Here is an 18364-nt window from a genome sequence, read left to right as displayed (position 1 = left end):
TTAGATGGGCAGGACCCGGGTCACCGCGTGGGTTTCGTCGCCGACAGCGAACCAGATGTCGAGGATGGAGCCCGCCCGTTGGGCGACCAGTTCGACGTGATCGCCGGACCGCAGCGGCTTTGTGTACTCGATGATCGCGCGGTGCGCGCCCGACTTCAGGTCGTCGTGTTCGGCCAGAACTTCTTCGACGCCGCTGAGGTAGACCGAGTTGTTGACGTGGTCCAGCATGTCGATATCGGTGATGCGCAGCGGGAACGGGCGCACCTGCACGCCGGTGGTGTCGCCGGCGGGCGCCGGGTCGGTGAGGGCGGCCTTCCAGCGCAGGCGGTGTTCGGTGGTGCTGGCCAGCATGGGCTCCATGAAACGGTCGCTCATCCGGGCGGGCACGCCGGACTCGGTGCCGAAGTGGATCAGGAAGGCTTCGGTCTCGACCAGGCCGCCGCTACTGCCGCAGATCTGCACGCGCATATTGCACCAACGGTTGGACATGCCGGAGCACCAGCGGCGCAGGGTGACCCGCTCGCCGAACTGGATCGGCTTGAGCACGTCGATCACCGTGCGGCGCACCACCCAGCCGCGGTGGCTGTCGCCGTCCTCGACGGCGTCGAGGTGCTCGAAGCCGATGTCCTGCAGGTAGCGGGCGATGGCGTCGAGGCGGAGGCGTTGGTCGCCGTCGGTGTCGGCGAGACGTACCGGCCACCCCGTTTCGAACGGGGTTCCGGTGGTCGGACGTTCCGGCAGCACGCTGGGAATGACCATGGTCGGATAATGCCAGGTCATGGTTGCCGGGCGCGCGTCGGCACGGTCAGCGCGTCGCGCATCTCACACAATCGGCTTGTTGTTGATCGGTCGATCCGGCGGCCGGAGCGTGGTCATCGGCGCCTGGTGGTGCGGCCTTCTCGGGCGAATGTGCCGTTGATCTTGTAGCGCCCGGGGGTTGACCTTGACACGGTGTCAGGTCGTTGGGTGGACGCATGCATCCATACATCGGTTCGGGTCCGTACTGCTACAGCAATTCGCTGGCCATGCTGCTCGGTGCGCATGCGCCGTCGACCGGGGTGATCGAGACGTTGACCGGGTCGCCGTTCGGCTTCCAACTGGAGAACGGCTCGATGCCGTTCTTCGATCCCGGCGGCTGGCATCCGGAGATCGGGTTGGCCGCCGCCATCGAGTTGCTCGGGTGGTCGTGTGTGCGCAGCGACGGCGGGTCCGACGCGGCGGCGCTCGATCGGCTGCAGGCGGCCTGCGCGCAGGGACCCGCGCTGGCCGGGCCGCTGGAGATGGGGCTGCTGACTTATCGCCCCGATGCCGGAATCGCTATCGGCGCAGACCATTACGTAGTAGTGCTTGCGGTCGAGGACGACACGGTGTTGCTGCACGACCCGCAGGGGAACCCATTCGCGACGCTGCCGGCCAGGGCGTTCCTGGATGCCTGGCGTGGCGAGAAGATGACCTATATCGATACGCCGTTCGTCCTGCGCTCGGGTTTCGTGCGGGATCGAGTCGTCTCCCCCGTCGATGCGCTGGAATCCGCTATGCCGCAGGCTATCCGGTGGCTCGAGGGTGCTTCCGACGCCATCGAGGGCTTTGCGGAGGTAGTCGCGAAGGGCCTGGACCCCGAGATCCGAAACCTGCTGGCCATCTTCGGCATTCGAGTCGGCACCCGTCGGCTGCTGGATGCCTCGGTGAGCTTGACGATGCTCGGCCGCATCGAGGCCGCCGCCCTCGCCGCCACCCAGTCACGCATCGTCGGCAGCCTGCAATATCCCTTGGTCACCGGCGACGACGCGGCATTCATCGCCACCCTGCGCACGCTCGCCCCGGGCTACGACCGCCTGCGCGCCGCGCTCATCGGCTGAGCCAGCTGCGCTAGCAAAGAACCCCGAGAGCAGACGACATACGTCACGCTCTCGGGGCTCGGTTCGCGAACTGCCTACCGCTTCTTGGAAGTCCGCTCACGCTTCTCGCGGACACGCACCGAAATACGCACCGGCGAACCGTCGAAGTTGAACTCCTCACGCAGCCTGCGTTCCAGGAAGCGGCGGTAGCCTGCCTCGAGGAAGCCGGTGGTGAACAGCACGAACGTCGGCGGGCGGGTCGTCGCCTGGGTGGCGAACAGGATGCGGGGCAGGCGGCCGCCGCGCATCGGGGGTGGGGTCGCCGCGACGACTTCCTTGAGCCAGGTGTTCAGGCGGCCGGTGGAGATGCGCTTGTCCCACGACTCGAGCGCGGTCTCCATGGCGGGCACCAGCTTCTGCACGGCACGGCCGGTGTGCGCGGAGATGTTGACCCGCTGGGCCCACGGCACCCGGTTCAGGTCGCGGTCGACCTCGCGGTCCAGCTGCAGGCGGCGGTCCTCGTCCACCAGGTCCCACTTGTTGAACGCCAGCACGAGCGCGCGACCGGAGTCGGCGACCATGCTGATCACCCGCAGGTCCTGCTCGGTGATCGGCTCGGAGGCGTCGATCAGCATGATCGCGACCTCGGAGGCCTCCAGTGCCGCCTTGGTGCGCAGCGAGGCGTAGAACTCGGTGCCGTTGGCGTGCGAGACCTTACGGCGCAGGCCCGCCGTGTCGACGAACTTCCAGACCTTGCCGCCCAACTCGACGAGCGAGTCGACCGGGTCGACGGTGGTGCCCGCGACATCGTGCACCACCGAGCGCTCGTCGTCGGCCAGCTTGTTCAACAGGCTGGACTTGCCGACATTGGGCTTGCCGACCAACGCGACCCGGCGCGGGCCGACGCCGCCGGTGCCTTCGCGCGGGGTCTCCGGCAGCACCGCGAGCACGTCGTCGAGCAGATCGCCGGTGCCGCGACCGTGCGCGGCGCTGACCATCCTCGGCTCACCCAGGCCGAGCGACCACAGCGCGGCCGCCTCGGACTCGACCTTCTGGTCGTCGACCTTGTTGGCCACCAGGATGACCGGAATCTTGCTGCGGCGCAGCATCTTCACCGCGGCCTCGTCGGTGGCGGTGGCACCGACCACGGCGTCGACCACGAGCAGGATCGCGTCGGCGGTCTGCATGGCGACCTCGGCCTGGCGGGCCACCGACTGCTGCAGCCCCTTGGCGTCGGGCTCCCAGCCGCCGGTGTCCTGCACCAGGAAGCGGCGCCCGGACCAGTTGGCCTCGTAGGAGATTCGGTCCCTGGTCACCCCGGGGACGTCCTCGACGACGGCCTCGCGGCGGCCGAGGATGCGGTTCACCAGGGTCGACTTGCCCACGTTCGGGCGGCCGACGACCGCGAGCGTCGGCATGGCGAGCAGTTCTTCGCCGGCCAGCTCACCATCGAGATCGGTGAGCTCCCAGTCGGTTTCGTCACTCCAGATGCCGTCGCCGGCCATCACGTCTTCGGTCACTGGGAACCTCCCGTCCTGGTCGTCGAAATCTGCTGCGCGACAACGCGGTACAGCTCGTCGATGACCTCATCCATGTTCAGGTCGCTGGTGTCGACCAGCACGGCGTCGTCGGCCGGACGCAGTGGGGACACCTTGCGGGTGGAATCGAGGTTGTCGCGCCGCTGCACATCGGCGAGCACGGCCTCGTAGTCGTCGCCGCGGCCTTCGGCGATGTTCTGCTGGTTGCGCCGGTGGGCGCGGGCCTCGGCCGAGGCGGTCAGGTAGATCTTGGCGTCCGCGGCAGGCAGTACGACGGTGCCGATGTCGCGGCCCTCGACCACGATTCGCTGTGCGGCCGTGGTGATCTCGCGTTGCAGCGCGACGAGCAGATCACGCACCTCCGGCACTGCGGACACCGCGGAGACGGCCTTGGTGACCGCGTCGCCGCGGATCTCCGAGGAGACGTCCTCGCCGTCGAGCTGGATCACCTCACGGCGCGGATCGGTGCCGATGGACAGCGGCAGCTCCTTGACCGCCGCACCGATGGCGGCGGCGTCGGTGAGCTCGATGCCCGCGCGCAGCACACGCAGGGTCGCGACCCGGTACATCGCACCGGTGTCCAGGTAGCGGGCGCCGAGCCGGGTGGCAAGGCGGCGCGAGACGCTGGACTTGCCGGTGCCGGACGGGCCGTCCATGGCGACGACGAGCGGACTCGTCCCCGTCAGCTGCCGTGGCGTCTCCACCGGAATCTCCACACCCATCACAACGACACCGCCTCGTAGAGTTTGCCGATTTCACCGCGACCGAGCACACGCAACGTGCCGGGCCGTTGGTCGCCGAGCGCGACCGGACCGATATTGGTACGCACCAGCCGGGTCACCGGATGGCCGACCGCGTCGAGCAGCCTGCGCACGATGTGCTTACGCCCCTCGTGCAACACAAGTTTCACCAGGGAACGTCCCTCGCCGATCTCGAGCACCTGGAAGCTGTCGACCTTCGCGGGGCCGTCTTCGAGCTCGATGCCGTCCTTGAGTTTCTTGCCGATCGCCTTGTGCACCTCGCCGTTCACCGTGGCGAGGTAGGTCTTGGACACCTCGTACGAGGGGTGCATGAGCCGGTGCGCTAGGTCGCCGTCATTGGTGAGCAGCAGCAAACCTTCGGTGTCGGCGTCGAGACGACCGACATGGAACAGGCGCTGACCCGCCGCGACGCGCTCGGCGACGATGTCACCGACGCAGGGGCGGCCGAGATCATCGGACATGGTGGACTGCCAGCCCTTGGGCTTGTTCAGCACGATGTGCACGAGTTCCTCGCGCACCATCACGCGGGTGCCGTCCACCCGGACCACGGCGACCTGCGGGTCGATCCGGAGACCCTGCTCGACCACGATCGCGCCGTCGACCTCGACCCGGCCCTGGGCGATCATCTCCTCGGCGGCGCGCCGGGAGGCGACACCGGCCTTGGCGAGGACCTTTTGCAAGCGCTCGCCTTCGCCCCACGGCATTTTGGTGTGGCCTTCGGAGGCGGCGGGCTCTACGTGCTGACGCTTGGCCGGTTTGGCGTTGTTCAGCAGAGGTGCGGACTGGGTTTGGCGCTGCGGCTTGGGATTCTTCTTCTTGCCGGTGGGCGCGGGTTGCGGAACGCGGCGCTGCGGGATGCCGCCCTGCGCGGGGCCGCGGCCGGTTCCGGCGGGTGTGGTGCCGCGGTAGGAGTTACCGGACTGGGCGTTGCCGGACTGGCCGCCTTCGGAGCGGCCGCGGTAGGCGTTGCCGCCGGAGCCTGCCTCGCTGCGGTCGCGGTACGAGGTGCCGGACTGGTCGGGGCGGCCGCGGTACGCGTTGCCACCGGAGCCGGCTTCGCTGCGGCTGCGGGACGAGCTGCCGCCCTGCGCGGAACCGCGATCACTGCGGCCTTGGTATGCATTGCCGCCATCGGAGCGGTCACGGTAAGAGCCGCCTTGCCCGGAGGCGCCTTCGGTACGGCCGCGGTAGGCGTTGCCACCGGAACCGGCCTCGCTGCGGCCACCGTATGTGCTGCCGCTATCCGAGCGGTCGCGATAGCCGCCTTGCGCGTTGCCATCCCGCGTGCCGCGGTAGGAACTGCCTTGCGCGGAACCACGGTCATTGCGGCCTTGGTAGGTGTTGCCGCCGTCAGAGCGGTCGCGGTAAGAGCTGCCCTGCGCGTTGCCATCTCGTGCGCCGCGGTAAGAGCTGCCGCCCTGCGCGGACCCGCGATCGTTGCGGCCCTGGTATCCGCTGCCACCGTCGGAGCGGTCGCGGTAAGAGCTGCCACCCTGGCCGGAGCCACGGTCGGTGCGGCCTTGGTAGGTGTTGCCGCTGTCAGAGCGGTCGCGATAGGAGCCGCCCTGCGCAGCGCCACGGCCTTGGTATGTGTTGCCACCGTCGGAGCGGTCGCGATAGGAACTGCCTTGCGCGGAGCCACGGTCGGTGCGGCCGCGAGAGGTGTTGCCACCCTCGGAACGGTCGCGGTAGCCACTGCCGCCTTGAGCCGAACCGCCACGGTATGCGTTGCCGCCCTGCGTATTTCCGCGCTGCGTGCTCGACTGCGCGCCGCGGTAGCCGCCGTCACCGCGCGATGCGCCGCGGTCGGTCCCCCCTCGAGCACCCGCACCCCGCGCGGGGCGCTGCTCGTCACTGCGTTTCCTTCGATCCGGTGTGCCATCTCGGCGAGCGGAATTATTCATTTTGTCCTGTCAATCCTCGCTGCCGAGGTCCAAGTCGGCCTCGGCGGGTTTTTTCAGCCTGGTGTAACGGGGGTCCGTATCCAAGCTCTCGTTGATCTCATCGATCAGGTCGACGCCCGGGAGCAGGGGCGCCAGTGGCGGCAGGTCGGACAGCGACGCGAGCCCGATCCGTTCCAAGAACAACTCGGTCGTGCAGTACATCGTCCCGTTCGTTTCCGGGTCGACGCCCGCCTCGGCGAGCAAGCCCCGGGCCAGCAGCGTGCGCATCACCCCATCGACGTTCACGCCGCGCACCGCGCTGACCCTGGTCCGGGTCACCGGCTGCCGGTATGCCACCACCGCCAGCGTTTCCAACGCCGCCCGCGTCAACTTCGTGCGGGCGCCATCGAGCAGCACCCGTTCCACATACGGTGCGTACTCGCTGCGAGTATAGAAGCGCCAACCGTCCCCGACGAAACGCAGATCGATCCCACTACCCCGCGCGGACAGTTCCGCGCGCATCTCCCGCAACACCTCATCCACCCGCTCCGTGGTGTCATCCAACGCCGCCGCCAACTGCTCTACCGGGGCCGGAGCATCCACCACAAGCAACATCGCCTCCAACGCCGACCGGAACTCCGCATCCTCGAGACGCTCGGGGGTGAACTCCGCCACTGTGTTGTTGGCGACTGGTGTCGCGTCGTAGGTGGTCGTTTTTGAGGGGTCGGGTTGCGAAGTGTCGTTGTTCGCTGTTGAGGGGTCGTCCGCCTCCGATCGGTTGGCGGTTGCGGCGGACTCAGCGTCGGCGTCCGACAATTGAGCGGCGTCGGGGGTCGAGACGTCCGCAATCGCAGACTCGGCGTCGGCGGACTCTGTCGCGGCCGCGGTTTCGTCGGCGGGCATCGAGTCAGCCGGGCGCTCGGCACTGATGGCTTCCGTCGCGTCGACTTCAACGTCCGTCGCGTCCGAGACTTCAGCGTCCACGGTCTCGCTCACCCGTAGTCCTCCTCGATAGTCACAGTGTCCGACGGGTCGGTGTCGGGGGCGTCGTCGCCGATCCAGCTGATGGAGAGTTGGCCGAGGGGGTCGGGTTGGTCGAACTCGATCGTTTTTCCTCGGTACAGCTCCAGCAGGGCCAGGAAGCGGGCGACGATCTCGATCGGCGCCTCGCAGTCGGCGACCAATTCGCTGAAAGTTGTCCAGCCGCCTTTGCCGCGTTCCTTGAGCCGTTCGAGCACGAGCGCGGCTTGTTCGGCGACCGAGATGGCGTGCGAGTGCAGGTGGTCGAGGCCGACCTTGGGTACCGGGCGGGGCCGGAAAGCGGCGGCGGCGATCGCGGCGAACTCGTGCGCGTCTACTCCCAGCGTAACCTCGGGCAGCAGACCGGCGAAGCATTCCTCCAGCCCGACGGCGCGCGGATAGCGGCGCAGCGCGACGGCCTCCAGCTCGCCGAACAGCTCGGCCACCTGCTTGAACGCCCGATATTGCAGCAGCCGCGCGAACAGCAGGTCGCGTGCCTCGAGCAGTTCGAGGTCCTCGGCGTCGGTCATCTCCCCCGACGGCAGCAAACGCGCGGCCTTGAGGTCGAGCAGTGTGGCTGCGACAACCAGGAATTCGGTGGTCTGGTCGAGGATCTTGTCGGCCCGCAGGGTGGTCGCGGCGGCGTTGGGGTAGCTGCCGTCGGACAGCGCCGCGGTCAACGCCTTGGTGTAGGCGATGAATTCGTCGGTGACCTGATGCAACGCCACCTCGGTGACGTCGAGCTTGCGCGAACTGATCAGCGTCAGCAGCAGATCGAACGGCCCCTGGAAGTTGCTCAGCCGCAGATGGAACCCGGACTTCTCGTCCTTGGGTTCCGCCTCAGCTGATCCGCCATCGCTCGAAGTCACGGTGTCGGCCTGTTCGTCCGGGTCGTGCGGACCGGCGTCGGCCCGCTCCAGGAGATCACCCGGTGCGGAGTCGGCGGACTCCGAGCCGGGTGATGAGGTAACTGCTGCGGGTGGCGCGGGGTCGTTGCTGCCGATCACCGGCCGGACCGGTGGATGACTTCCCGCGCCATCGCCCGATATGCTTCGGCTCCACTGGATTTCGGTGCCCACGTGGTGATCGGCTCGCCGGCGACGCTGGCGTCGGGGAACCGCACGGTGCGCGAGATCGCGGCGTCGTAGACCAGGTCGCCGAACACCTCGACGACCCGCGCCATCACCTGACGCGAATGCAGTAGTCGGGCGTCGAACATGGTGACCACTATTCCGTACAGGCTCAGCCGCGGATTCAGCCGGTCGCGCACCTTTTCCACGGTGTCGTTGAGCAGCGCGAGCCCGCGCAGCGAGAAGTACTCGCACTCCATCGGAATGATCACACCGTCGGCGCAGGCCAGCGCGTTGACGGTCAATAACCCGAGCGACGGCTGGCAGTCGATGATGATGTAGTCGTACCGATCGCGGATGCCGTGCAGGGCCCGGCCGAGTGAATGCTCCCGCCCGACCTCGTTGACCAGCTGGATCTCCGCCGCCGACAGGTCGATATTGCTGGGCAGCAGATCCATGTTCTCAACACGGGTCGGCATCAGCACGTCGTCGATCGAACCCTTGGAGCCGACGAGCAGGTCGTGCACGGTCAGGTCGAGATCATGGTGGGCCACACCCAATCCCGCCGACAACGCGCCCTGCGGGTCGAGGTCGACCAGCAACACTTTGCGCCCGTATTCGGCGAGGGAGGCGCCGAGATTGATGGTGGAGGTCGTCTTGCCGACGCCGCCCTTCTGGTTGCACATGGCGACGATGAGGGCGTCGCCGTGCCGGTCCAGCGGTGGCGGGTCGGGTACCAGACGCAGTGGGCGTCCGGTGGGTCCGAGTGCCGCGTCCTCGGGGACTGGTTCGGCCCCGGTGCCCCACAGGGTTTCGGCCGCGGCCTCCGAGTACGGACCCGAGCGCGCACCCGTAAGCGGCTCCGCCCCAGCACCCATCGGCGGCTCTGCCGCTCCGGCTGATGTCACGATCCGCTGCTCCTTATACGTTCCTGCCCGTTGCCTCGCCGAGCGTAGCGAGGCGGATCAGGCCCGACCCTCGCTTTCGTACGGTCCGACTCTCGTTAGACGCTACCGCTTGCGAGCGTGCAAGTGCCGCGACGCGCGCGGCGTGTTCGCGGCACCACGCCGAGCCCCGAACAGCAAAACGCTACCCCGTATCGCTCAGCGCCACTCCGGGTCACCATCGAAATGCACGTCGAAGCGGTCGTGCAAGTCGTCCATGCTGTCCCATTCCGCCTCCCCGCGGGCGATCCGGCCGAGCTGCCGGAAGTACTCGAAGCGGACGATACCCGGTGTCAGCACGGCGATAAACTCGGCGGGTCCGGCCGCCGACGCGCCGAACGCGTGCACGGTGCCGGGCGGGACGACGACCAGTCCGCCTTTGCGCACCGCGCTGATTTCGCCGTCGACGAGGAATTCCATGGTGCCGTCGAGGACGTAGAAGATCTCCGTGGATTGCGTGTGGTGGTGCGGGCGAGTGCCATTCGCGCCTGCGGCGAGTACGAGACGGTTCGCGCCGAACAGGCCGTCGGACTGCTCGCTGTCCTCCAGCAGCTGGAAGGACCCGCCGCCCGGCAGCGCCACCGCTTCGACATCGGCTTCCTGGACGATGAAAGACTTTGCCACTCAACTCACCTCACGTCTGCGCACGCCGAGGCGCCCAGCGCTAACCCCGACACGAAGGGGTTAACTGGACCGTAGTCCGATTTGTTCCCCGGCTCGTTGCGGCTCGCGGTGGCGGAGGTCCAAAAAGGCGCGCCCCAGCTTTTCCCCCGCCCACCAAGCGACAGATAGGGACGAGACTCACAGACCCGCCATACGTTTCACAAGGTCGACGAGCCTTGTGAAACGTATGGAGACTCTGTGGGACTCGACTAGCGGGCGCGCGGGTGGGCGGTTGCCCAGACTTCGCGCAACGTGTTGACGGTGACCAGGGTGTAGATCTGAGTAGTGGTTACCGACGCGTGGCCGAGCAACTCTTGCACCACCCGCACATCCGCTCCCCCGTCGAGCAGATGCGTGGCGAACGAGTGCCGCAAAGTGTGTGGCGAGACGGTGGCGCCGATACCCGCACGTTCGGCAGCGGTCTGCAGCACCTGCCAGGCGCTCTGCCGAGACAACCGTCCACCGCGCGCGTTGAGAAAAAGCGCGCCCGCGTTGCCTTTTCCGCTGGCGGCGAGCTTGGGACGCCCCCGAACCAGGTAAGCGTCGACGGCGGCCAGCGCGGGCCTGCCGATCGGCACCATGCGCTGTTTACCACCCTTGCCGTGCAGCACCACGGCGCGTTCGTCGGTGTCGAGATCGTCGACATCCAACCCGACCATCTCGGAAATCCGTGCGCCCGTGGAGTACAGCAGTTCCAGCAGGGCCCGGTCGCGCAGGCCACGCGGACCGCCATCGGTGCCCGGCGCGGCATCCGGATCACTCGCCGAACCACCGCCCGCGGCTTCCAGCAGTTTCAGCACCTGGTCGTACGGCAGTGCCTTGGGCAACCGGCGACCAGGAGCCGGCGGTTTCACCGCGTGCGCGACATCGGTGGTGGTCATCCCCTCGGCCGCGGCGAACCGGTGCAGCCCGCGCACCGCGATCAGCGCACGAGCCACCGAACCCGCGGCCAGCGGCGGGAATTCAGCGCCGCCGGCCCGCAATGCCATGGTGAACTCCGCGACATCGCCCTCGGCGACCTGATCGAGCGCGGTGATGCCGCGCCCGATCAGGAAGTCGAGATACCGGCCGAGGTCACGCCGATAAGCGCCGAGGGTGTTGCGCGCGGCACCGCGCTCGACCGCGAGATGGTCGAGGTAGGCATCCAATTCCCGCGCGAGCACCGGTCGGCGCCCGTCAGTCCGCGGACTTCTCGGCCGCCTTGCGGCGCAGGAACGCGGTGGGCTGCCCGGGCCACGGCGCGTCGGCCGGCCGCAACTCGGTCTTGCTCGCCCGCGCCGCGGCGAGCGCGAGCACACCGGCGACGGCGGTCGCATTGACGATCTCCCCCGCGAGCGCCGCGCGCACCGCCTCGTCGACCGGCATGCGCACGATCGAGAGGTCGGCCTCCTCGTGTTCCGGCTCCGGCTGGTCGGTTTCGTACAGCCCGCGGGCGCAGTACACCCGCAACGCCTCGTCGGTGAACCCCGGCGAGAGCGCCACATCCACCAGCACGGACCATTCCCTGGCCGCCAGGCCGGTCTCCTCGGCCAGCTCGCGGCGTGCGGCGACGAGCGGATCCTCGTCGGGCAGGTCGAGCAGGCCGGCGGGCAGCTCGAGCAGTCGCCTGCCGATCGGGTGCCGGTACTGGTTGATCAGCACCACGTTGTCGTCGTCATCGATCGCGGCGACAGCGACGGCGCCGTGGTGCTCGATCACCTCACGCTCGGCGACGTGCCCGCCGGGCATCCGCACCTGGTCGAGGCGCAACGCCAGGATGGCGCCGCTGTAGACGGTTTCGCTGGAAACGGTTTCGAAATCGTGGCTGCCTGGTCCGGCGGTGCCACCGTCCTGCGTCATCGTGCTACGCCTGATCCGCCGCGCTCGCGAACTCCTCGTCCGGGATGTCGACCGGAAGCCGCTCGGCCAGCTTGTATTTCAGTGCCGCCGCGACAAGCGCCGCGAACAGCGGGTGCGGGCGGGTCGGACGGCTCTTCAGCTCCGGGTGCGCCTGGGTGGCGACGAAGAACGGGTGCACGTCGGCGGGCAGTTCGACGAACTCCACCAGGTGCCCGTCCGGCGAGGTGCCGCTGAACTGCAGCCCGCTCTTGGCGATCCGGTCACGGTAGGCGTTGTTCACCTCGTAGCGATGCCGGTGCCGCTCGGAAACCTGCTCGCTGCCGTAGGCCTGGGCGACCACGGAACCCTTCGCCAGGGTCGCCGGGTAGGCGCCGAGGCGCATGGTGCCGCCGAGATCGGCCTCGCCGGCGACGGCCTGTTCCTGATCGGCCATCGTGGAGATCACCGGATGCGGGGTGTCCGGCTCGAATTCGGCCGAGTTCGCCTCGACCAGACCGACCGAACGGGCCGCCTCGATGACCACGCACTGCAGGCCGAGGCACAGACCGAGCAGCGGAATGCCGCGTGCCCGGGCGTAGCTGATGGCACCGACCTTGCCCTCGATGCCGCGGATGCCGAAGCCTCCGGGGATCAGCACCGCATCCACGTCACGCAGCGCCGACTGGGCGCCGGCCGGGGTCTCGCACTCGTCCGACGGCACCCAGCGGATGAGTACCTTGGCCCGCGAGGCGAATCCGCCCGCGCGCAACGCCTCGGTGACCGACAGGTAGGCGTCGGGCAGGTCGACGTACTTGCCGACGAGCGCGACCTCGACCGTCTCGCGCGGCGAGTGCACCCGGTCGAGCAGATCGCCCCACACGGTCCAGTCCACGTCGCGGAACGGCAGCCCGAGCTTGCGCACCACGTAGGCGTCCAGGGCCTCGCGGTGCAGCACGCGCGGGATGTCGTAGATCGACGGCGCGTCGGGGGTGGAGATGCAGGCGTCGACGTCGACGTCGCACATCAGCGCGATCTTGCTCTTCAGCGCCTGCGGCACCTCGCGGTCGCAGCGCAGGATCAGCGCGTCGGGCTGGATGCCGATACTGCGCAGCATCGCCACCGAGTGCTGCGTCGGTTTGGTCTTCAGCTCGCCGGAGGGGGCGAGGTAGGGCACCAGCGAGACGTGCAGGAAGAAGACGTTTTCCCGGCCGACATCGTGGCGGATCTGGCGAGCCGCCTCGAGGAACGGCTGCGACTCGATATCGCCGACGGTGCCGCCGATCTCGGTGATCACCACGTCGGGGGTTTGATCGTCGGCGTCCGGCGCGCTCATGGCGAGCACCCGGCTCTTGATCTCGTCGGTGATGTGCGGGATCACCTGCACCGTGTCGCCGAGGTATTCGCCGCGGCGCTCCTTGGCGATGACCGTCGAATAGATTTGCCCGGTCGTGACATTCGCGTCCCGGGTCAGGTCCCTGTCCAGGAACCGCTCGTAGTGACCGACGTCCAGATCGGTCTCGGCCCCGTCCTCCGTCACGAAAACCTCTCCATGCTGGAAGGGGTTCATGGTGCCGGGATCGACGTTCAAGTACGGGTCGAGTTTCTGCATCGTGACGCGCAGCCCACGCGCCGTCAACAGCTGACCGAGGCTGGAGGCGGTAAGACCTTTACCCAATGAGGAGGCGACTCCACCACTCACGAAGATGTGCTTCGTAGCCGTTCGCGCCTGATTCCGTGTATGACCCACGGGTCTTCACGGTAACACGGATCGTGCGTGGGGAAGTAACGCCACGCACGTTTGCTGTTGGATCGCCGGAGCGTTGATCATGCGTCGTGCTGACGGCTGTGAGGGAGGTCGCCGAGTGGGCTTTGCGGTATCGCGGGGCTCACGTCGGCGCTCGGCGAATCCCGGGCCGTCGCCCAGCTGGTCGTGGTCAGTGCCATCGGCTCGAGCGCAGTCCTCGCTGCCGTCTGCGTGGTCGCCAATCGTTCCGACGAGTGCGTGCCCGCCTTTATGCACGCGACCCGCCAGCGAAGACAGACGTTGTCAGCGCGGCATCGCAGCAAGCGTCAGCGAGGTCGCCTTGGCGCCGGTGCCGTAGCGACCCGTGCCACCGTTCAACTGCTCGCTCAGCGCGAGCACGGTGGTGACGCGGCCGATCTCCCGATCGAGGTTGTCGACGGTGCTGACCGTGGTGGCGAGCGGACCATCGGAGCGGACGACGGCGAGCGGCCCTGGATTCTCGGCGGCACCGGAGCGCCCCGCGAGCACGACACCCGCACCCCGCCCACGCAGCGCGCCCGCGAAACGGGCGATGTTGGCACCCTGACTGTTCTCAGCGGACTTCGCGCCGTTGCCGGTGATCACCACCGCCGATTGCGCGGGACGCACCGGAGTGTCGCCGTAGGCGAGGAAGCCGCCGCCGCGCAGCGTCTCCAGCACCAGGCCCAGTTCCTGCGGAGTGCCGCGGGTTTGCCCGTTGGCCGGATCGAGCAGCAGAACCAGGCCGAGCAGGTCGCCCGCCATGCTGCCCTGATCGACTGCGCCGGTGCGCAATTGGGCGCCCGCCGGGATGACATTGGTGACGGCGCTGCGCATCCGGTCACCCTCGGTGGCGTCGACGAACGCGTCGGTGAGCGAGATCCGCCCGGTGATCGCGGCGCCCGAGGTTTCCAGCGCCTTGGTCACACCCTCGATGTCGGCAGGGTCGGCGTCGGGGGTGGTGAACACCGCGACGCTGCGATCGGCCAGGGTGCCACCGAGGATGCGGCCCGCGGATCCGGCGATGAAGCGATCGGCCGCGTTCAGCTGATCGGTGAGGCGCCGGTTCTGATCCGACACCGTGTCGACCTGCTGGCGCAGATCCGATTTATCCGCACGTAACCCCGATAGCAGATCCGCTGCCAGCGTTTGCGAGCCGAGCACCACGCCGATGGCGAGGGCCAGGAAGATCGCCGCGATCGAGATGGCGTGCTGACGTAACGAGATCATCGTGCTCCCTCGGTCATTTGTCGCCCGCGCCGACCAAGCCCTGCGCCCACAGCGCGAACCGGTCCCAGGTGTCGGCGGCCCAGGCCACGGCGTCGGTGCCGGTGTTGGAGGCGAGCAGCACCACGATCACCGCGATCAGGGCGGCGAGCACCACCATCGCGATGCCGATGCCGGACACCCGGTTTCGGTACAGCGTGGCCACGGCCTTGGCGTCCATCAGCTTGGTGCCGAGTTTGAGGCGGGTGAGGAAGGTCGCCGGGTTGCTCTCCCGGCGGCTGCGGTCGAAGAAGTCGTCGAGCGTCGCGGCGGCGCCCGCGGTGACGATCAGCGACGCGCCGTGGTGGTGCGCGAGCAGCAGCGCCAGATCGGCGGGCGCGCCGGAAGACGGAAAAGTGGTGGCGCCGATGCCCAGATCCTGGATGCGTTCCAGGCCCTTGGCGTGGCCGTCGGTGTCGGCGGGCAGGATCACCTCGGCGCCGCATTTCAAGGTGGCGGAGGTGATCTCGTCCGGGTCGCCGACGATGAGGTCGGGGCGGTAGCCCTGCTTCATCAGGGTGTCCGCGCCGCGACCGACGCCGACCATGATCGGCACGTACTCCTTGATGAACGGCTTGAGCCGCTTGAGATCTTCGGCGTGATCGGGGCCGTCGGCCACCACGACCACATGCCGGTGCTTCATCGCCAGTTCCAGCTCCGGCACGCCGATACCGTCGATGAGCAGGGCGCTTTCGGTGCGGATGAACTCGATGGTGTTGCCCGCGAACGCTTCCAGATGGTCGGCCAGCCCGTTGCGCGCCTCGATCATCCGTTCGGCGATGTCGGAGTCGGTCAGCTCGATGCCCTTGACCAGGACCTCGGGCTCTTTCTTGATCACCTTGTCGGCGTAGACGACGCCCTCATCGATGCGGACCTTGACGCCGTCCTTGATCTTGCTGAACGCGTCGGAGCTCACCGTGTCCAGCAGCAGGATGTTGTTCGCCACCAGCACTTCCGGACCGAGATTGGGATAGCGGCCGGAGATCGACGGCGAGGTATTGATCACCGCGACCACCCCCGCCTCGACCAGGCGATCGGCGGTGAGGCGGTCCAGGTCCATCTCGTCGAGCACGACGACATCGCCTGGTCCGACCCGTTTCAGCAGGCGCCGGGTGTTGCGATCCACCCGGGCTATCCCGGAGAGGCCGGGCAGCGTTTCGGTGTTCCTCGACAACAACGCCAGCATCTTCATGAATCCGATGCTGCACGCAAACCCTAAACCGTTGGTGGAGGCGCGCCGTACCACCTACCACATACATCACTGTGACAACACTGACACCACGCGCGACACGCGGGCGGACTCGTTGCACGGAGGGGTGTTGTGGTGGCCATCACATTGCCGTGTTTAGTTCGCGCGCCTAACGAGCAGTACCGCTATCGTTTCGTTACCGTCGACCAGCCCCGACGACAGCTCGACATGACGTGACGAAGGACGACAGCGTGATGTGCCTCGAAACCCTTGTGAATACCGGGCGATTGCGCCGTGGACCAGACGTTTCGCCCATTTCGGCTGGTTCGGGACAATACAGACAAATGCGGGTGAGTCGATGAGCGCCGATTCGATGCGGGGTCGCGGGCGGCGAGCCGGGGGTGATCAGCGCAATTCGGTCAATCCTCAGCAATGCGATAGCTATTCGATGCAGTGGGTTGAATCTGCGACGCCGTTCGAGGATCAGTGGGCGTCACCGGATGATCGGTGGGCGTCAACCGAGGATCGGTGGGCATCGCCCCAGAACCTGTCGGTGGATCACTCGACGCGGTCAGCCGCCACTTGGCAAGCAACCGGGGAAGCGTGGCCGTCGCCAGCAGATCAGTGGGCATCGCAGGAGGAGTGGTCGTCGCCCGAAGATCCACCGGCTCGATCAGCCGCACTGTGGGCGCCGCAACAGGATCGACCGACGCAGACCCGCAAGACATGGCCTACGTCGGACGATGTTTGGCCATCGCCGGAGTCTCAGTGGTCGGAACCTGCGGGCGGGTGGGCCGAACCCGAAGGTGAGTGGCTCGCACCCGAGAATCGGTGGCGCGCACCCGAAGGTCAGTGGCCCACACCCGAGAACCAGTGGCCCACCCCCGAAGATCAATGGCGCGCACCCGAGGATCGGTCGGCGCGACCAGATAACCAGTGGGCGTGGAACGGCGAGGCATGGACCGCGTCGGAGGGCCAGTGGGTCTCGACTGAGGGCCAGTCGCCGACTCCAGAGGACGAGCAGGCACAGCCAAACGATTCGTGGTCGTCGCCGGATGATGCGTGGCGGCCGTCAAGAGGCCGGTCGACGCAACCAGACGACCGGTGGCCCTCCGCGAACGATGAGCGGTGGCCGTCCCCGGACGACCAGCGGGGGCAGTCCCCGGACGACCAGCGGGGGCAGTCGGCTGGTACGTGGCGATCCTCGGCCGCGGATCGTCCCAAGCGGCGCGGCGGCAGACATCGCACCCCCGCACCGCCGACCGCGTTGAAGGGTCGCGCCGCCATCCTCGCGGTTGCCGCAGGCGCATTCGTCGCTGTCGGGCAGGATCTGCTGGCGGGCAGCGACGAACCGCCGATGGACACCACCGTGGTGCCGATGGCACTCGGCCAACCGCAGTCGGCGGCCGCGGCACCGGCGGGTACCGAACCGGGATTGCTCGACGAAGGTCCGGCCGATCTCGGGCAGTTCAGCGACATCCTGCAGAACGGCAGCAAGGTCGCGGACGAGCTGTCCGCGCAGGCCGCCGCGAAGCTGCGCCCGCTGTTCACCAAGTTCACCTCCGGCACCTTCACGTCCGGTTACGGAATGCGCTGGGGCGCGCTGCATGCCGGCGTGGATGTGGCCGCGCCGATCGGCACCCCCATCGTCGCGGTAGAGGATGGCACCGTCATCAGCGCCGGACCGGCGAGCGGATTCGGCATGTGGGTACGGCTGCTCGGCGACGACGGCACGATCACCGTGTACGGCCACATCAACACAGCGCTGGTCAATATCGGTCAGCACGTGCTGGCGGGCGACGAGATCGCCACCGTCGGCAACCGCGGCGAAACCACCGGTCCGCACTGCCATTTCGAGGTCTGGCTCAACGGCACCGACCGCGTCGACCCGCTCCCCTGGCTCGCCACCCGCGGCATCAGCCTCGGCGCCGAACGCGACTGACACGTTGCTCTTTACGCGAAGCTGACGAAGCGATCCACGATGCCCGAGCCTCGCTGTCTGTGACACCGGTTACACAGAGCCCCGGGCCGACCCAGTACTACCTATATGCTGCCCGTCACAGGTAACTCGAAGAGGAGACCCCATGGCCAGCACGACTGTCGACGCCGTCATCGCCGCCCCGCGTGATGTGGTGTATCGGCTCTTCGCCGACCGCGAGAGCATCAGCCCGTACCTCCCGATCAAGGTCAAGCTGACCAAGCCGGGGCTGACCGAGCGCGAAGGCGTCGGCGCGCAGCACCTGCTCGGCGTCGGCCCGCTCGGCGTCACCGAGGAGATCACCAAGCTGGTGCCCGGCGAGCGGATGGAATACAAGATCGTCAAGGGTGCCCCGGTCAAGCGGCACGTCGGCGTGGTCACCTTCACCGACGCCGACAACGGCACCCTGGTCTCCTACACGATGGAGTCCGAGCCCAGCCTTCCCGTACCCGCCAAGGTGCTCGAGTTCGGCTTGAAGAACCTGATCACCCAGTTCATCAAGGCAGCGCAAAAGGCTGTGCGCTAGCGGTTACCTCCGTCGTTCCGGCGCACAACGGAATAGAAACCGGTGCCTCTGCGCTGCTCGGACCCCACGTCCGCCGGAACAACAGATCCCGTCGGCACCCGCGATGTG

General features: G+C 67.9%; 15 protein-coding genes and 1 pseudogene. 3 read left to right on the top strand and 13 right to left on the bottom strand.

From position 1 onward, the window contains the following. Nucleotides 1-759, bottom strand: coding sequence for an acyl-[acyl-carrier-protein] thioesterase (locus tag DBO33_RS14020; protein ID WP_107660260.1), 759 nt, complete (start codon nt 757-759; stop codon nt 1-3). A gap of 215 nt (nt 760-974) precedes the next feature. Here DBO33_RS14020 and DBO33_RS14015 point away from each other — a divergent pair, with 215 nt between their 5' ends. Continuing rightward, the gene (locus DBO33_RS14015) at nt 975-1859 is read left to right on the top strand and encodes a hypothetical protein (protein ID WP_107655415.1); all 885 of its coding nucleotides are present in this window, start codon (nt 975-977) and stop codon (nt 1857-1859) included. 74 nt (nt 1860-1933) lie between these two features. Here the strand turns inward: DBO33_RS14015 and der are convergent, their stop codons facing one another. From der to steA, 12 genes and pseudogenes are all read right to left on the bottom strand, one after another. After that, entirely contained in the window at nt 1934-3343 is a 1410-nt protein-coding gene (gene der, locus DBO33_RS14010; protein WP_107660259.1) for a ribosome biogenesis GTPase Der, read from the bottom strand. Nucleotides 3344-3354: 11 nt separating this feature from the next. Next, complete coding sequence (cmk, locus tag DBO33_RS14005) at nt 3355-4098, bottom strand: (d)CMP kinase (RefSeq protein WP_107655414.1); 744 nt, start codon at nt 4096-4098, stop codon at nt 3355-3357. Continuing rightward, a pseudogene (locus DBO33_RS14000) lies at nt 4098-4958 on the bottom strand (pseudouridine synthase); the annotation flags it as partial. The pseudogene DBO33_RS14000 and the gene cmk, both read right to left, overlap by 1 nt. A gap of 1092 nt (nt 4959-6050) precedes the next feature. Then, nucleotides 6051-6869, bottom strand: a complete 819-nt coding sequence (gene scpB / locus DBO33_RS13995) for an SMC-Scp complex subunit ScpB (RefSeq protein WP_407670611.1) — start codon at nt 6867-6869, stop codon at nt 6051-6053. 143 nt (nt 6870-7012) lie between these two features. Beyond that, entirely contained in the window at nt 7013-7909 is an 897-nt protein-coding gene (locus tag DBO33_RS13990) for a segregation and condensation protein A (RefSeq protein WP_107660256.1), read from the bottom strand. A 134-nt stretch (nt 7910-8043) separates the two neighbouring features. Further along, nucleotides 8044-9018, bottom strand: coding sequence for a ParA family protein (locus tag DBO33_RS13985; protein ID WP_425574357.1), 975 nt, complete (start codon nt 9016-9018; stop codon nt 8044-8046). 195 nt (nt 9019-9213) lie between these two features. Next, nucleotides 9214-9678 (bottom strand): cupin domain-containing protein, encoded by a 465-nt coding sequence (locus DBO33_RS13980; protein WP_199856606.1) that lies wholly within the window; start codon nt 9676-9678, stop codon nt 9214-9216. A 248-nt stretch (nt 9679-9926) separates the two neighbouring features. Then, nucleotides 9927-10880: a site-specific tyrosine recombinase XerD gene (xerD, locus tag DBO33_RS13975; protein ID WP_107655412.1), complete on the bottom strand. Its 954-nt coding sequence runs from the start codon at nt 10878-10880 to the stop codon at nt 9927-9929. A gap of 13 nt (nt 10881-10893) precedes the next feature. After that, a complete protein-coding gene (locus DBO33_RS13970; RefSeq protein WP_107655411.1) occupies nt 10894-11556 on the bottom strand; it encodes an NUDIX domain-containing protein in 663 nt (220 codons plus the stop codon). Nucleotides 11557-11560: 4 nt separating this feature from the next. Next, nucleotides 11561-13282: a CTP synthase gene (locus DBO33_RS13965; protein WP_107655410.1), complete on the bottom strand. Its 1722-nt coding sequence runs from the start codon at nt 13280-13282 to the stop codon at nt 11561-11563. A 300-nt stretch (nt 13283-13582) separates the two neighbouring features. After that, nucleotides 13583-14527: a copper transporter gene (locus DBO33_RS13960; protein ID WP_107655409.1), complete on the bottom strand. Its 945-nt coding sequence runs from the start codon at nt 14525-14527 to the stop codon at nt 13583-13585. Nucleotides 14528-14540: 13 nt separating this feature from the next. Beyond that, on the bottom strand, nt 14541-15755 hold the full coding sequence (steA, locus tag DBO33_RS13955) for a putative cytokinetic ring protein SteA (RefSeq protein ID WP_107655408.1): 1215 nt from the start codon (nt 15753-15755) through the stop codon (nt 14541-14543). A gap of 1264 nt (nt 15756-17019) precedes the next feature. Here steA and DBO33_RS43970 point away from each other — a divergent pair. Both DBO33_RS43970 and DBO33_RS13945 read left to right on the top strand, forming a co-directional pair. Next, nucleotides 17020-17694: a M23 family metallopeptidase gene (locus DBO33_RS43970; protein WP_325050713.1), complete on the top strand. Its 675-nt coding sequence runs from the start codon at nt 17020-17022 to the stop codon at nt 17692-17694. 142 nt (nt 17695-17836) lie between these two features. Then, on the top strand, nt 17837-18256 hold the full coding sequence (locus DBO33_RS13945) for an SRPBCC family protein (protein WP_107655406.1): 420 nt from the start codon (nt 17837-17839) through the stop codon (nt 18254-18256). The last annotated feature ends 108 nt before the right edge of the window (nt 18257-18364 follow it).

Source organism: Nocardia suismassiliense (assembly GCF_900269665.1).
Classification (GTDB): Bacteria; Actinomycetota; Actinomycetes; order Mycobacteriales; family Mycobacteriaceae; genus Nocardia; species Nocardia suismassiliense.
The sequence above is the reverse complement of the archived record's forward strand: the minus strand, read 5'-3'. Positions and strand labels throughout refer to the sequence as shown.

Bases quoted from the DNA above. Each gene is read 5' to 3' on its own strand.
- DBO33_RS14020 (WP_107660260.1), bottom strand. From the start codon at position 759: ATGGTCATTCCCAGCGTGCTGCCGGAACGTCCGACCACCGGAACCCCG.
- DBO33_RS14015 (WP_107655415.1), top strand. From the start codon at position 975: ATGCATCCATACATCGGTTCGGGTCCGTACTGCTACAGCAATTCGCTG.
- der (WP_107660259.1), bottom strand. From the start codon at position 3,343: ATGGCCGGCGACGGCATCTGGAGTGACGAAACCGACTGGGAGCTCACC.
- cmk (WP_107655414.1), bottom strand. From the start codon at position 4,098: ATGGGTGTGGAGATTCCGGTGGAGACGCCACGGCAGCTGACGGGGACG.
- DBO33_RS13970 (WP_107655411.1), bottom strand. From the start codon at position 11,556: ATGACGCAGGACGGTGGCACCGCCGGACCAGGCAGCCACGATTTCGAA.
- DBO33_RS13960 (WP_107655409.1), bottom strand. From the start codon at position 14,527: ATGATCTCGTTACGTCAGCACGCCATCTCGATCGCGGCGATCTTCCTG.
- steA (WP_107655408.1), bottom strand. From the start codon at position 15,755: ATGAAGATGCTGGCGTTGTTGTCGAGGAACACCGAAACGCTGCCCGGC.
- DBO33_RS13945 (WP_107655406.1), top strand. From the start codon at position 17,837: ATGGCCAGCACGACTGTCGACGCCGTCATCGCCGCCCCGCGTGATGTG.